General features: G+C 28.2%; 17 protein-coding genes. 5 read left to right on the plus strand and 12 right to left on the minus strand.

Going from position 1 to position 14,380, the window contains the following annotated elements; translation table 11 throughout:
• Positions 1-27: 27 nt before the first annotated feature.
• From ACJJVY_RS14035 to deoC, 11 genes are all read right to left on the minus strand, one after another.
• Positions 28-249: a hypothetical protein gene (locus ACJJVY_RS14035; RefSeq protein WP_405610024.1), complete on the minus strand. Its 222-nt coding sequence runs from the start codon at positions 247-249 to the stop codon at positions 28-30.
• Positions 242-781 carry a DUF420 domain-containing protein gene (locus ACJJVY_RS14040; protein ID WP_405610027.1) on the minus strand — a complete coding sequence of 180 codons (540 nt, stop codon included), beginning with the start codon at positions 779-781 and terminating at the stop codon, positions 242-244. The genes ACJJVY_RS14035 and ACJJVY_RS14040 overlap by 8 nt, the downstream gene beginning before the upstream one ends.
• Positions 774-1,475 carry an SCO family protein gene (locus ACJJVY_RS14045; RefSeq protein ID WP_405610030.1) on the minus strand — a complete coding sequence of 234 codons (702 nt, stop codon included), beginning with the start codon at positions 1,473-1,475 and terminating at the stop codon, positions 774-776. The genes ACJJVY_RS14040 and ACJJVY_RS14045 overlap by 8 nt, the downstream gene beginning before the upstream one ends.
• Positions 1,472-2,137 carry a hypothetical protein gene (locus ACJJVY_RS14050; RefSeq protein WP_405610033.1) on the minus strand — a complete coding sequence of 222 codons (666 nt, stop codon included), beginning with the start codon at positions 2,135-2,137 and terminating at the stop codon, positions 1,472-1,474. The genes ACJJVY_RS14045 and ACJJVY_RS14050 overlap by 4 nt, the downstream gene beginning before the upstream one ends.
• A 74-nt stretch (positions 2,138-2,211) precedes the next feature.
• Positions 2,212-2,550 (minus strand): cytochrome C oxidase subunit IV family protein, encoded by a 339-nt coding sequence (locus tag ACJJVY_RS14055; protein WP_405610036.1) that lies wholly within the window; start codon positions 2,548-2,550, stop codon positions 2,212-2,214.
• A gap of 21 nt (positions 2,551-2,571) precedes the next feature.
• Positions 2,572-3,555 (minus strand): cytochrome c oxidase subunit 3, encoded by a 984-nt coding sequence (locus tag ACJJVY_RS14060; protein ID WP_405610039.1) that lies wholly within the window; start codon positions 3,553-3,555, stop codon positions 2,572-2,574.
• Positions 3,556-3,611: 56 nt separating this feature from the next.
• Positions 3,612-4,199 (minus strand): heme-copper oxidase subunit III, encoded by a 588-nt coding sequence (locus tag ACJJVY_RS14065; RefSeq protein WP_405610042.1) that lies wholly within the window; start codon positions 4,197-4,199, stop codon positions 3,612-3,614.
• Between the two features lie 2 nt (positions 4,200-4,201).
• On the minus strand, positions 4,202-5,104 hold the full coding sequence (gene cyoE / locus ACJJVY_RS14070; protein WP_405610045.1) for a heme o synthase: 903 nt from the start codon (positions 5,102-5,104) through the stop codon (positions 4,202-4,204).
• A gap of 199 nt (positions 5,105-5,303) precedes the next feature.
• Complete coding sequence (locus tag ACJJVY_RS14075) at positions 5,304-7,382, minus strand: gliding motility protein RemB (RefSeq protein ID WP_405610048.1); 2,079 nt, start codon at positions 7,380-7,382, stop codon at positions 5,304-5,306.
• A gap of 1 nt (position 7,383) precedes the next feature.
• On the minus strand, positions 7,384-7,953 hold the full coding sequence (locus ACJJVY_RS14080) for an acyltransferase (RefSeq protein WP_405610051.1): 570 nt from the start codon (positions 7,951-7,953) through the stop codon (positions 7,384-7,386).
• A 5-nt stretch (positions 7,954-7,958) separates the two neighbouring features.
• Positions 7,959-8,705, minus strand: coding sequence for a deoxyribose-phosphate aldolase (gene deoC, locus ACJJVY_RS14085; RefSeq protein WP_405610054.1), 747 nt, complete (start codon positions 8,703-8,705; stop codon positions 7,959-7,961).
• Positions 8,706-8,997: 292 nt separating this feature from the next.
• Between deoC and ACJJVY_RS14090 the strand changes: the two genes are divergently transcribed.
• Entirely contained in the window at positions 8,998-9,732 is a 735-nt protein-coding gene (locus ACJJVY_RS14090; protein ID WP_405610057.1) for a LytR/AlgR family response regulator transcription factor, read from the plus strand.
• Between the two features lie 3 nt (positions 9,733-9,735).
• Entirely contained in the window at positions 9,736-11,640 is a 1,905-nt protein-coding gene (locus ACJJVY_RS14095) for a tetratricopeptide repeat protein (RefSeq protein WP_405610060.1), read from the plus strand.
• On the opposite strand, the gene ACJJVY_RS14100 is transcribed toward ACJJVY_RS14095, so the two are convergent.
• Positions 11,632-12,201, minus strand: coding sequence for a DUF3109 family protein (locus ACJJVY_RS14100; protein WP_405610063.1), 570 nt, complete (start codon positions 12,199-12,201; stop codon positions 11,632-11,634). The two genes, ACJJVY_RS14095 and ACJJVY_RS14100, sit on opposite strands and share 9 nt — an antisense overlap.
• Positions 12,202-12,288: 87 nt before the next feature.
• Here ACJJVY_RS14100 and ACJJVY_RS14105 point away from each other — a divergent pair, with 87 nt between their 5' ends.
• From ACJJVY_RS14105 to ACJJVY_RS14115, 3 genes are all read left to right on the plus strand, one after another.
• Positions 12,289-12,876, plus strand: a complete 588-nt coding sequence (locus ACJJVY_RS14105; RefSeq protein ID WP_405610066.1) for a MarC family protein — start codon at positions 12,289-12,291, stop codon at positions 12,874-12,876.
• A gap of 1 nt (position 12,877) precedes the next feature.
• Positions 12,878-13,483, plus strand: a complete 606-nt coding sequence (locus tag ACJJVY_RS14110) for an FAD-dependent oxidoreductase (protein WP_405610069.1) — start codon at positions 12,878-12,880, stop codon at positions 13,481-13,483.
• A 133-nt stretch (positions 13,484-13,616) separates the two neighbouring features.
• Positions 13,617-14,351 carry an energy transducer TonB gene (locus ACJJVY_RS14115; RefSeq protein WP_405610072.1) on the plus strand — a complete coding sequence of 245 codons (735 nt, stop codon included), beginning with the start codon at positions 13,617-13,619 and terminating at the stop codon, positions 14,349-14,351.
• Positions 14,352-14,380: the final 29 nt, after the last annotated feature.

Raw genomic sequence — 14,380 nt, forward strand, 5'->3', positions numbered from 1 at the left:
TATGTTACAAAATAAAACTGATTAAAATTAAATTTTTGCTTTCTTTTTATATCGATAGATAACATAAAACAAAACACCTATTAAAAGATAAGGAAAAACCATTAAATAAGTAATTCCGTTATTAACACCTTCTGCAATAGAAACATCTCCATTTTCTACAACTGCCTTACACATTGCACATTGAGCAAATGACATTTCTGATGTTAACATCGATGATAAAAAGATAAATAAAAAGCCTTTTTTAAACATAATAAGGAGATATCATTAAATAAACTATTACACCTGTTACTGCAACATATAACCATAGAGGAAATGTAATTTTAGCAATTTTTTTATGATTAGGAAAATTACCTAATTTTGCTCTCATATAAGTTGTCAATACAAGCGGAATTATAATTATTGATAAGATAACATGTGTAATTAAAATAAAATAATAAACATATTTTATCACTCCTTCTCCACCAAACTTGGTAGAATCGGATGTCATATGATAACCAATATAAAGTACAAGAAAAATTAAAGAACAGGCAATAGCAACTGTATTTAATTGTTCATGTAATTTTTTATTTCCTTTCTTTATAGCAATAACAGCAGCAATTAAAAGAATAGCTGTTATACCGTTTAATGTTGCATATATTGGCGGTAAAAAAGTTAGAGGTTCTACATTAAAGCCAAGACTCTTTAAATTAACACCAAATAAAGCTGCCACAGCCAAAGGAATAATAACCGATAATACAGTAATTATTTTCTTATATTTCTTTTCTTGTGATAAATTACTCATTCAATAAAATTTTAATATCTTCTTTTAATTCTTTAATTTGATCAGGAAAACTTTGCTCTTTTATTGCTCTATAATACATTATAGGATTACCAAACTGATCTTTTCTAGATCGAATAAATCCATTTTTATCAACTAAAGCAAATAATCCTGAATGTTCAAAACCTCCATGCTCTTCTTCTCCTTTACCAACAAATAATTTAAAACCTTTATTAGATAAGTCATAAACTACATCATCAGATTTACCTGTTAACAAATGCCAATTTTCATGAGTAATTTCATGACTAATTGCATACTCTTTCATTACTTCTGGTGTATCAATATCTGGCGTAATAGAAATTGATGCGATTCCAAAATTAGAATTTTCTTTAAATTCATCTTGAATTGTTAGCATCTTTCTATTCATTATAGGACAAATAGTAGGGCAAGTTGTAAAGAAAAACTCTACAACATATACCTTGCCTTTATAATCATTATTAGTAATTACTAATCCATTTTGGTTGATAAACTCAAAACCTGGTACTTTATTAAATTTATATAAACTCTCTGATTTTCCATTTTTTTTATCAACCTTATTTAGTCTATCATCTTGTATAAGATTATTTTCATCTACTCTTCTATCTAAATTTCTAACAACATAAATTCCGAATAAGAGAATAATAAAAGAAACACCTACGTATGAATATTTTTTTTTCATAAACCTACTTCTTTTCTATCTGCTTTGTTACTATTTTTATCTTTAAACGCTGCGTAATACTCGTAATAAAGTACTAACACATCATCTTTTAATTTACCATTTAACTCAGAAACAGAATTCATATTATAACCATATAATTCTCCGCTAACACTCTCTTCATCATCTATTCTTCCTCTTAAATCTCCATTTCTATCTATTAAAAAAACTTTAGACGTATAAAAATCAGAAAGTGTTTCTTTAGAGTTAAAACTATTATGTAATCTTATTATTTTATCCTTAGAACTTGCAATAAAATTCCATTTTACCATATCAGTAAAAGAACCAATCGATTCTTCTATCTCTTTAGCTTCTTTCTCTTTTCCTTCAGGATAAACGGCTATAATTTGAAAATTATTATACTCAATAAATTTCTTATAAATTTTTTCATTTAAATTGAAAAAACCACCTTTATTTCTATCTATATCTTCACCTAAAAAACAAACTATAGAAATATTGTCTTTAAATGTTTTAGTTCCGTCAATGATAGAAATATCCTCAACACTTTGGGTTACAACTGGTAGTTTTGTAAAGTTATTTGTACCTGTTGATAATATTAAAAAACAGATTAAAGGAAAAATGAATAGTAAAAATAATACAATTCTTTTTTTAGTTAGTTTTATCATTTATTCTTATTAAAAATATCTAAATAATTATGTATAAAAAAAGGTGGTAAAAACCACCTTTTCATTTTTCTATTTTACCATTTTACGAGTGGTCCTAATGTACTGTGTAAATAGCCTCCTTCTGTAAGAAATAGAACTAATATATAACAGATTAAAAAAACAGCAGACCAAACAATAGAACGTCTAAACCATTTTTTTTCTCCCTCTAAGTGCATAAATGCCCATGCTATGTAATATGCTTTAACTAGTGTTAAGATAATAAATATCCAGTTTAACCAACTAGTACCAATTCCGTGTAAATGTAAAGATGCTGGTTTAATAATACCTAAAACAACCTCTACTGTAGTTAAAAGACTTAAAATACCTAAAACTACCCAAATTCTTTTTGTGTTAGACTCGTGTGCGTGTGCCATCTTAAAATGCTATTTTTTTTATTAAACTAAGTAGAAAAAAGTAAATACAAATACCCAAACTAAATCTACAAAGTGCCAATATAACCCTACTTTTTCTACCATTTCATAATGTCCTCTACGCTCGTAAGTACCTAAAATTACATTAAAGAAAATGATGATATTAATTATGATCCCTGATAATACGTGAAAACCATGAAAACCTGTTATAAAGAAAAAGAAATCTGCAAAAATACTATTACCGTACTCATTAACATGTAAGTTAGCTCCTTCTACAACCATTTTTGTTTTAGCTAAACGTAAAGCTCCTTCTTCTCTAGAAAATATTACTTTCTGTTTTGTTGCAGGATCTATTAATTCTGAACGAATTAAAATATCTGGATTTGTTTTATAAGCTTCTTGTACTTGTGCTACAGAGTAACTAGAAATTGAACTTTCTTTTTCGAACCACAATCCGTTTTCTCTTTCGTGCTGAACTCTTCCATCTGTTCTCTCTCCTACAACAAAGTCTGATAAAGCTATTTGATGACCATCTTTTACAAATTGTAAAATTTTACCATCAGTAGTTTTTACTGCTCCGTAAGATCCGTTGATGAAATTTTTCCATTCCCAAGCCTGAGAGCCAACAAAAATAATTCCGAAAACAATAGTAGCAAACATATACCAAGCTACCTTATTTTGTTTCTTTTGATGACCAGCATCTACAGCTAATACCATTGTTACAGAAGATACAATAAGTATAAATGTCATTAAAGCTACATAATACATTGGCGCATGTACGCCATGTAAACCAGGAAAGTGAGTAAACACCTCATCTGCAATAGGCCAAGAGTCGATAAACTTAAATCGTGTTAAACCATAAGCGGCTAAAAATCCTGAAAAAGTTAAAGCATCAGAAACGATAAAAAACCACATCATCATTTTACCATAACTTGCTCCAAATGGTTTTACACCACCACCACTCCAAGTTCCCTTACTATCCGAAGGTATAGCAATATTTGCTTCCATATAATAATTTCTATTAATTTGTTCTTAGTTAGTTTGCCAAAAATAACTATTTTTCATCACCTAATAAAATAGAAAAAGAAAAATAGGTAAATCCATAGTATATCTACAAAATGCCAGAAGATTGCACCGAGTTCAAACCCAAGCATATTGTCTGATTTGTACTTGTATTTAAAATGATTATAAATAACAACTAAAAGCACGATAACCCCTGCTAACACATGTAAAACATGCATAAAAGTGATTCCGATTATAAAAGATGTTGACACTGTACTTTCTGGGCCTGTAAAAAACAACCCAATACTTTTTAATTGATTAAAGCCTACATATTGTTGCCAAACAAACCCAATTCCTAATAAAAAAGTTACAACTGTAAGTAGTAAAGATAATTGTCTCTTATTATCTCTTAAAAATTTTTGCGATAAAAATAACGTAATACTACTTGCAACAATTAAAAAAGTACTGATAAAAAATGCTTGAGGCAAATCAAAAGAAACCCAATCATCTCTTTTCATACTAATAACATATGCACTTGTTAATCCTGCAAAAAACATTGTCATACTAATCATAGAAACCCACAACATAGGTTTTGCTGATTTTCTCTTAGCAACCAATAATTCTTCTTTTACTATTTGTTCTTGTGTCATTATTAATGTAAAAATTTATCTACTACATATACAATTTGTACCAAGGTTATGTATAAAACACTAGACAACATCAATTTTCTAGCATCTACATTGTCTTCACTTTTATGCAACTTAATAGCATAGAATAACATTAAGCCACCTAACAAAGCAATAATTACAGCTGTAATAGGGTAAATATAAAATAATCCTGATAATTTTAAAACTGGTGCTACAGACACCAAAATCATAATTATAGTATAAAATATAATTTGTTTTACAGCTCCTTTGTCCTTCGTTTTCATCGGTAGCATATTAAAACCCGCTTTTTTATACTCTTCAAACTGTAACCAACCAATTGCCCAAAAATGTGGAAATTGCCAGAAAAATTGAATCATAAATAAAAAACCTGCTTCTAAACCAAAATGGTTTGTACCAGCAACCCAACCTAACATAAATGGTATCGCACCCGGTATTGCACCAACAAAAACAGATAAAGGTGTTACCGGTTTTAATGGTGTGTAAACGCTTGTATATAAAAATATAGAAATAGCACCAAACAAAGCTGTTTTAGGATTTATACTATATAAAATTGAAAGGCCAAAAATTGTAAACAAAATTGCTGTGGTAAGCGCAACACCAACAGACATTCTACCGGTTGGTAATGGCCTATTTTGTGTACGTTTCATTATAGCATCTGTATCTTTTTCTATTATTTGATTATATGCATTAGATGCACCAACCATAAAAAAACCACCTATTGCTAACATTATTAATGTAAAGTAATTAATAACATCTACGGCTAACAAATATCCGGCAACAGAAGAAAAGACAACACTTAAAGACAAACCAACTTTTGTAAGTTGTTTAAAGTCTGAAAAAATAGCTTGCATAGATATTTTATTGTCTGTAATTACTGTTGATTCCATTTTTATTAAAATAGTTTGCAAAGATATTTGATAAATATGACTTTACCTTGCTTTTTAACTACATTTTGATTTAAAATAAAAAACCCACTCAACAAATGAGTGGGAAAATTGCTATGAAAAAGAAAAAGTGTGGTTAAAAAATAAAACCACACTACAAAGATATATAAAATTTCTCTTTTCTTTTAACTTTAACTTAATTTTAAAAATCAAAATACCAATTAAATAAATCTGCTTTAATACCAACTGAAAACCAAACAGTTGAATCAGAAGGGTAACCGTTTGATGACGCCTCTGGAGAAAAATCTCTATAAGACAATCCTGCAAAAAGATTTGTACTGTTTGATGGATTTATTAAATAATTAGCTTGTACATCTGCCATAAAAATGCTAGCTGTATTACCTTGAGCAAGCTCAATACCTGTATCACCAGGTCTGCTTTCATAAGATTGGTAGATATCACCACCATAACTTACTGTTTGATCCTGATAGTCAAAACCTTTTTTTCCAACAATAAACTTTGCACTTCCACTCCATCTTCCTTTCTTATATCTTGCTATGGCAACTGTTTCCCAGAAGTTGGCTCCCCAAAGGTGACCTAAAGGTTGACTATAGTTACCATAATTTAAAATTGGTGATTTATGTGAGAAAGTATAAGGACGAGCACGGTTATATTCTAACTGTAAAAATAGATTTTCCACTTTAAAAGCATCAAAATATTTTGCCCCTATTTGATATGCATATTTATGTTTCCAATCGGTTAAATCACTTAAATTTCCTACAGAAAATTCATCTAATATAAATTGAGAATATAAAGAGATATTCTCATTTAACTTATACTTAGCAGATAAACCAAGAATAGCATTACCAGCGTCTTCACCTCTATTAAATTCTAAAGACCTGTAAAATATAAGTGGATTTAAAAAACCGGCATCTATACCATTCTCTCCTTTAGAGATAGCTGTTTCAAAAAACCCCAAATTTAGCCTATTGTTAACATTTATACTAAAATAATGCGCTGCAATATATTTTCTTGCATGCTCATTTGAGTCAGAAGCAGAACTTATTGATGGCTCTGTACTCCACATCCAAACATTCGTATATTGAATTTTCCAAATATCTAACTTCATCTTTAGATATGTTGAAGGAGAAGAAACATCCGACAAAATAAATGATCTATACCCGTCACCTATAAAATTTTTACCATTACCAAACTGAAACTGTAAATACTTATTTGGTGTATATGCAATATATGCCTCTGCAACCGGATAATCGTGTGAATCTGTTTTAAATCCTTTTGTTTTTCCTCTCCCAGGAACTAATCCTTCAGAGTTTTTAGGTCTAACATTAGTTGCAGGGTTTGTAATAAAACTATTTACATAATCAGCAAACCTTCCTTGACTCTCATAATAACTAGTAGAAAATGATAAATTTTTACCGATTTCTCCATTGATGTTAACAATTCTAGAATTATTATAAGTATAGTCTACATCAGAATCATCTTTACCTAACTGAACATCTAATAAGAAATCTACTGTAAACCAATAATTGTCAGTTTTTACTTCTACCAAATGCTCATTCCATACTTTTTTACCTAACCAAGTTTTTTTATCAGTTTTTAAAAATTGTTCTTTTTCTTTAGTGATATCATAATACTCACTAATTTCATTGTAAGTGTAAGGTTTAGAAGCTGTATGAGTTCCATTGGCTTTATGCAAAGCAAATTCATAATCCACATAACTTCTATGAGTAAAAGGTATATTCAATTTACTTTTATGCTCTATAAAATCTGTGCTTGTAACTTTCTCTTCTTCTACAGCATCAAACAAACTTTGTTTTGGAGTTTCTGTAATTGGATGAACAACCTCTGGGGTAGTCATATTATTTGTTTTCTGATTTAGTGGGAATCCTATCGGTAATTCAAACTTCATCTCTATAGCATGATTATTATACCAAGCTGCACGTATTTTTGGAAAAGTTTTAAAAACTCTTCTTACCTCTTCTTTAACTTCTTCATAAGGCGTATTTATATAAATCAACTTAAATTCACCCTCTGTTGTTACTGCAAAAATAGTATTTGCTGTTCCTTTAAACCTTTCTTCAATTACAATAGTTGGTGTTTTAAATTTTGAGAAAAACAGTTTTTCTGTTGTAGCGTAAAAACAATTTTTTAAAGAACTTACTTCCGCATCTTTACAAGCATCAAAAACAGGATATTTTTCTTCTTGAGCAAAAAATATCGACGGAAACAACAATATTAGAAATATGTATTTTTTTATCATTCTATAATTTTATAACTGTATTATTTTTTAATTTATATTTTTGATTGCTCTCTTTACAAATAGCAAACCCTTCTTTATTAAATTCTAAAGTATGTCCGTATTCACTTACCCAACCAATTTGTTTTGATGGGTTACCAACCACTAATGCATAAGACAAAACTTCTTTTGTAACTACACTACCAGCTCCTACAAGAGCATATTTGCCAATTGTATTACCACAAACTATAGTTGCATTTGCACCAATACTTGCTCCTTTTTTTACTAATGTTGTTTGATATTCATTTTGTCTTTTAATAGCACTTCTTGGATTGATAATATTTGTAAAAACCATAGAAGGCCCTAAAAAAACATCATCTTCACAAATTACTCCTGTATAAATAGAAACGTTATTTTGAACTTTTACATTTTTACCTAAAATCACTTTTGGTGAAACTACTACGTTCTGCCCAATATTACATTGTTCACCAATAACACAATTAGACATAATATGGCTAAAATGCCATATTTTAGTATCTTTTCCTATACTGCAATCTTTATCTATTACTGCAGTTTTATGCGCAAAGTATTCCATCAAAATTAATAACCTGAATTATTGTTTTTTTCCTTATTTACAATTGCTTTAGAAGAAGAAGTTCCAATTCTATCGACTCCTAAATTAACCATTTTAATTGCAGTTTCATAATCTCTAACACCACCCGCCGCTTTTATTTTTAAAGGTTTAGCATTCTCTATAATTAACTGCATTGTCTCAAATGTAGCTCCATTTGGCAAATTATTTTGTGTTTTAAAGAACCCTGTTGACGATTTTACAAAAACCTTTGATGCTTTATCTGTCCCAAAAACACTAAAAACAATCTCTTTTACTAATTGCGAAATTACAACTATTTCTTTGTTTGTTAGAGCAGCCACTTCTATTATCCATTTTACAGCTTTATTATTTGTCAAACAAATTTCTGTTCCTCTTCTTACTTCTTCTTTAACTGTATCAATCTCTCCTTTTTTAAAAGCTTCATAATTTACAACAAAATCTAACTCATCTACACCTAGGTTTATTGCTTTCTCTGCTTCAATCAATTTTTCTTCAATAGAATATGTTCCTTCATGAAAACCAATAACAGTACCAATAAGAACCTTTTTACCAGAATTCTTAAGTATATTTTTTGCCAAGGAAATATAATTTGACCTAATCATAACTAATTTATAATCAAATAAAATAGCCTCTTTTATTAGGTCTATAACTTTTTGCTGGTTGGCTTCTTCTGATAAGTTAGCTTGTTTTGCTGTCTTTAAATAAGTAGCATCTAAATATTTATTAATTTCCATCTTACAAAAATAACAAAACCTACCTTATAATAATATTTAGAAAAAACACATATATTAAAGAGTAAACATAAAAAAAGCACCACATGAAATGTGATGCTTCTAAAATTATTTTTATATGCACTTCCCTCAAAATGCACAGCGAATTTACCAATTATTCTAATTTTAAGATTCTTTTTTTGTATATCCGGTTATTAATTTTGTATAAATGGTAATAAAAATAAAAATTCTTGAAACCTCTTTCCTATTTAGGTAACATCCGAAAATATATAGTATTTTTGATTAAAAATTGCTTATGCTAACTGCTGTTATTATAGATGATGAACCTAAAGCTATAGAAGGTTTATCTTGGGAATTATCTAATTTTAATGACCAATTAAAAATTATCGCCACATTTAACGACCCCAAAGAAGGATTAAGTTATTTAGAAAAAAATAATATAGACTGTCTTTTTTTAGACATTGACATGCCTACAATGGATGGATTTCAGTTTTTAAAGAAACTAAAATCTAGAGATTTTGCTGTAATTATTACTACTGCTTATAACGAATATGCAATAAAAGCTATTAAAAACGAAGCTATAGACTATTTATTAAAGCCAATAGACTCTGATGACCTAAAAGAGACTATAAAAAAAATAAAAAAATATAGTTTTAACACTTTAAACTCAGCCACAGTTGAAACTGTATTATTGAATTTCAATAAAAAATTAACTCAAAAAAAAATTATATTAAACACAGATGGAAAACTCATTTTTTTAGAACCGAAAGAAATACTTTTTATTGAATCTGACGGTAATTACAGTACAATTAACACAATTGAAAATAAAAAAATTGTTGTTACAAAAAAACTAAAAGAAATCAACCAACTACTGCCTATTGATCTTTTTTACAGAGTTCATAATTCTTTTATCATTAACTTAAAAAAAGTAAAAGAATTTTTAAAAAATGATGGATATATCGTTTTAGATAAAAACCATAAAATACCTGTTTCTCGTCAAAAAAAAGCAGACTTTTTAGACAAGTTTTAATCAATGAAAGTAAATTTATTAATCTTTTATCTCTTTTTTTTAAGTACCTATACATTTTCTCAAAATGATGATATAGATTACCTTATAAATAATAAGGTGTCTTCTTTTAAGATAATAGACTCAGTTCTTTTTGATGATTTAAAAAATTTTAAAAAACTAGAATTATTTATACAGAAAAGCAAAGGTGCACACTATATAGAAGGTCAATTATATGGTTTTAATGCTTTAGGTAGGTATTATAGAAATCTTTCTTTATTTAATAAGGCTATTATTGAATATAAAAAAGCGCTTAAGCTTAGTACTGAAACAAATAATAGTCTTTCAGAAATTCAAAACCTAAATTCAATTGGTTCTGTTTATAGAAGGCAGGATGATATTAGAAATGCTTTAAACTACCATCAAGAAGCTTTAAATAAAGCTCTTTGTATTAAAAATCCTTCTGTTGAAATAAGAAAAAGTATAAGTAATTGCCAAAATAGCATGGGTAATATTTACATTTCTTTAAAACAGTATAATTTAGCTTTAAAAGAATTTAGAAAATCTATTATACCACAAGAAGACCTTAATCTTAAACTTGGTCTTGCTATTAACCATCAAAATATGGGGCAAGCATATGAAAAGTTGCAAGAATTAGACAAAGCTCTAAAAAGCTACCATAAATCATTATACTATAACAATCTATTAAAATCTGATATTGGTAGAATAATATGTGGATATAGTATTGCAGATGTTCTAATTCAAAAAAAAGAATATAAAAAAGCCCTAGTTACGGTAGACACTATTTTGCAAAAAGCAATAAAAGAAAATGACAAATACTACCTTTCTAAAACCTATAACACATTAGGTTTAGCACAAATTTATGCGGGTAAATTTACTGAGGCAAAAAACAACTTAAATCATGCATTAGATCTTGCTACTAATTATAATATGCAGACCATACTTGTTAAGGCTAATGAAAATTTTGCTTTATTATACCAAAACTTAAAAGACTACAAGAAAGCATACACTTATTACAAAATATCAAAAGAAGAAGAAGAAAAAATTATTAATGAAAAAAATTTGTTTTACGTTAGTCAACTAATAACTCATTATGATAAAGAAAGAAGTAATAATGAAATAGAATACTTGGCAAATAAAAATGAAATAGCTGAGTTACAAATTACTAGAAATAGAAACTTATGGGTAATAGCGATTTGTATTTTTACCTTAATTATTGCCTTACTAACTTTTGCTATTAAGCAAAAAGGGTTAAAAAACGAAAAAGACATACTTTCTTTAAAGCGAGATGCTTTAAGAAGCCAAATGAACCCTCATTTTATTTTTAATGCACTAAATTCCATTAAACTTTATATTATAAATAATGATGCAAAATTGGCTAGTCGTTATTTAAATAAATTCTCTAAATTAATTAGAAAAATATTAGAAGGCTCTAATACCAGAGTAATTTGCTTAGAAGAAGAGTTAGAAACGATGGAACTCTATATAACTATAGAAAACATTCGTTTTACTAATAAAATAAAATACATTGTAAATGTGGACGAGGATATTAATTTACAAAATGTAAAAATACCTCCATTTGTTTTACAGCCTTTTTTAGAAAATGCCCTCTGGCATGGTTTATCTACAAAAAAAGACAATAAAAAAATTATGCTTTCTGTAGTTAACAGTCAAAAAGGATTAGTAGAAATTATAATTCAAGACAACGGAATTGGAAGAAAAGCTTCTGCTGAAATAGTTTCTAAAAAATCATTGTCAAAAAAATCTATGGGTATTAATATTACAAAAGAAAGATTTTATCATTTTTATAAAAATTACAAAAAAGATTATACTATTAGGTATGAAGATTTATTAGATAAAAATTTAAATTCTATAGGTACTAAAGTTGTAATTTCTATTCCTTTATTTTAAATGTTTTTCAGCTACTTTTTCTAATTCAGCATACCAATCTTCACCAAATTTTCTAATTAAAGCTTGTTTAACAAACTTATAAACTGGCACTTGTAATTCTTTACCTAAAGAACAAGCATCATCACATATTTCCCATTTATCATAGTTAACAGCAGAAAACTCACTGTAATCTTTTATTCTAATAGGGTACAAATGACAAGAAATTGGTTTTTTCCAATCAATATCTCCTTGATTGTAAGCCTCTTCAATTGCACATAAAGCGGTATTTTTCTCATCAAAAATAACATAAGCACAATCTGCTCCATTAATTAAAGGAGTTTCTAGCTCTCCCCACTCGCTAGTAACCCAAGTACCTTCTTTTTCAATAACGTCAATACCTTCTTTACGTAAAAAAGGTTTTACTTTTGGGTATATGTCTTCTAAAATCTTAGTCTCTTCTTTATTTAGAGGTGCACCTGCATCTCCATCAATACAACAAGCTCCTTTACAAGCAGACAAATTACAGACAAAATCTTTTTCTATAATATCTTCTGAAACGATGGTTTTACCTAATTGAAACATATCGCAAAAATAGTATTATTTTTTTCAAGAATTTTATATTATTCCTAAAATAAAGTTCTCTAATTTTGCAAAAAATATAATACCATTATGAATTTTAATTTTAAAGAAATTATTACAGCTTTTATGGTCTTATTTGCTGTAATTGACGTTATTGGTAACATTCCTATCATTATAGATTTAAGAAAAAAATCTGGTCATATTCAATCTGAAAAAGCTGCAATAATTGCTGGTTTTATTATGATTCTTTTTTTATTTCTAGGACAAAGTTTATTGCAACTAATAGGAATAGATGTAAACTCTTTTGCTGTTGCAGGTGCTTTTATCTTGTTCTTTATTGCTTTAGAAATGATTTTAGGTATTACCTTGTATCAAGATAATGATGGAGATGTAAATGCAATGTCTGCCTCTATATTTCCTATTGCTTTTCCTCTAATTGCTGGTCCAGGTAGTTTAACAACTTTACTTTCTCTTAGAGCAGAGTTTCATATAGAAAACATTATAATTTCAGTTTTACTAAATGTTATTTTAATTTATATTGTTTTAAAAACATCATCTAGAATAGAACGTATTATTGGCCCAAATGGAATTCAAATAATTAGAAAAATATTTGGAGTTATCCTATTGGCAATTTCTGTAAAATTATTTGCAACCAACATTAAAATGCTTTTCATTTAGTATGACTTTTGATCTTCTAATTATTGGTGCAGGTGCTTCTGGTCTACAATGTGCTTTAGTTGTTGGCTCAGCAAAGAATAAAGAATTTGCTAAAGACAAAAAAATTGGAATTATTTCGCATCAAAGAAATTCTCATTTACAGAATGCCCTACTAAACAATGTTCTAGGATTAAAACCAAAGACGTTAGGCGAAGATATTTTAACCGAAGGAAAAAAACATTTATCTACTTTGTACTCCCATATTTCTCAAATTGAAAATGAAAAAGTAATATCTGTTATAAGTAATAGATCTAATTACACAGTAACTACTAATAAAAATATATATACAAGTAAAATAGTTGTTATTGCTCTAAACTATTCTAAACCTTTTACAATTGATGGCTTAGAATCTTTTACAGAACCTCACCAAAGAGCCAATCCTAAAAAAGATAGAATTCAACTTAAAAATAAAAATCACCTCATAAAAAAAGGATTGTATTGCTGCGGAACCATTGCTGGTTGGCGAAGTCAATTTGCTATTGCTGCAGGAAGCGGTGCAAGTGTAGCTACTGATATACTAACTATTTGGAACAATAATACTCCCATCAAAATACACGACAAAGTATGATGGAAATCATATTTTAAAACCCTTATAATTTATAATTTTACAGTAGGAAATCAAATATTTAAGAATTTGACAATTTCTAACAAACTATTTTAGGTAAAATTATTGATATTATAAACTTTAAAAGGGTTACAAAATGGAAGTTAAAAAAAATCCAAAACAACAATTAGAAAATTTTAGTAAAATTTTTATGCAAATAGGGCTAGTTTTATCCTTATTTATTATTTATACATTAGTAGAACATAAGACATATGAAAAAAATGATGTACAAAGCTTAGGGCAATCAAATATGACAGATGAAATGCAGGAAGATATACCAATCGTTGCAATTCAAGAAATAAAGCCTCCTGCACCAAAAACACCACCACCAGTAGTAGAACAAATTAAAGTGGTAGAAGATGATTTAAAAGTAGAAGAAACTGTTATTGAGTCTACAGAAACAGATGAATCTGAAAGTGTTATTGTAGACACAGATGATATCATAGAAATAGAAGAAGTAGAAGAGGTTGTAGAAGACATTCCTTTTATATTAATTGAAAATGTACCTGTTTTCCCTGGATGTAAAGGAGATAACACTAAACTTAAAGCATGTTTTACAAAAAAAGTAACAGAATATTTTGGTAAAAGATTCGATACAAGTTTAGCAACCGAGTTAGGTTTAAGTGAAGGAAAGAAAAAATTATTTGTGATTTTTAGAATTGATAAAACTGGAAAAATAACAAATGTTAACGCAAGAGGACCACACCCTAGATTAGAAAAAGAAGTGGTAGAAATAATTGGATCACTACCAAAAATGACACCAGGTAAACAAAGAGGACTTCCTGTTAGTGTTAGTTACGGAATACCAATTACATTTGAAGTTAGATTATAAAAAAAAAGACCAGCTTAAGCTGGTCTTTT

The sequence above is a fragment of the Polaribacter sp. Asnod1-A03 genome (assembly GCF_045063585.1).
Lineage (GTDB): Bacteria > Bacteroidota > Bacteroidia > Flavobacteriales > Flavobacteriaceae > Polaribacter.

Coding starts and splice junctions, on each gene's coding strand:
- ACJJVY_RS14110 (WP_405610069.1), top strand. CDS start 12,878: ATGACTTTTGATCTTCTAATTATTGGTGCAGGTGCTTCTGGTCTACAA.
- ACJJVY_RS14105 (WP_405610066.1), top strand. CDS start 12,289: ATGAATTTTAATTTTAAAGAAATTATTACAGCTTTTATGGTCTTATTT.
- ACJJVY_RS14045 (WP_405610030.1), bottom strand. CDS start 1,475: ATGAAAAAAAAATATTCATACGTAGGTGTTTCTTTTATTATTCTCTTA.
- deoC (WP_405610054.1), bottom strand. CDS start 8,705: ATGGAAATTAATAAATATTTAGATGCTACTTATTTAAAGACAGCAAAA.
- ACJJVY_RS14065 (WP_405610042.1), bottom strand. CDS start 4,199: ATGACACAAGAACAAATAGTAAAAGAAGAATTATTGGTTGCTAAGAGA.
- ACJJVY_RS14115 (WP_405610072.1), top strand. CDS start 13,617: ATGGAAGTTAAAAAAAATCCAAAACAACAATTAGAAAATTTTAGTAAA.
- ACJJVY_RS14035 (WP_405610024.1), bottom strand. CDS start 249: ATGTTTAAAAAAGGCTTTTTATTTATCTTTTTATCATCGATGTTAACA.
- ACJJVY_RS14080 (WP_405610051.1), bottom strand. CDS start 7,953: ATGGAATACTTTGCGCATAAAACTGCAGTAATAGATAAAGATTGCAGT.
- ACJJVY_RS14095 (WP_405610060.1), top strand. CDS start 9,736: ATGAAAGTAAATTTATTAATCTTTTATCTCTTTTTTTTAAGTACCTAT.
- ACJJVY_RS14060 (WP_405610039.1), bottom strand. CDS start 3,555: ATGGAAGCAAATATTGCTATACCTTCGGATAGTAAGGGAACTTGGAGT.
- ACJJVY_RS14050 (WP_405610033.1), bottom strand. CDS start 2,137: ATGATAAAACTAACTAAAAAAAGAATTGTATTATTTTTACTATTCATT.
- ACJJVY_RS14040 (WP_405610027.1), bottom strand. CDS start 781: ATGAGTAATTTATCACAAGAAAAGAAATATAAGAAAATAATTACTGTA.
- ACJJVY_RS14100 (WP_405610063.1), bottom strand. CDS start 12,201: ATGTTTCAATTAGGTAAAACCATCGTTTCAGAAGATATTATAGAAAAA.
- ACJJVY_RS14075 (WP_405610048.1), bottom strand. CDS start 7,382: ATGATAAAAAAATACATATTTCTAATATTGTTGTTTCCGTCGATATTT.
- ACJJVY_RS14090 (WP_405610057.1), top strand. CDS start 8,998: ATGCTAACTGCTGTTATTATAGATGATGAACCTAAAGCTATAGAAGGT.
- cyoE (WP_405610045.1), bottom strand. CDS start 5,104: ATGGAATCAACAGTAATTACAGACAATAAAATATCTATGCAAGCTATT.
- ACJJVY_RS14055 (WP_405610036.1), bottom strand. CDS start 2,550: ATGGCACACGCACACGAGTCTAACACAAAAAGAATTTGGGTAGTTTTA.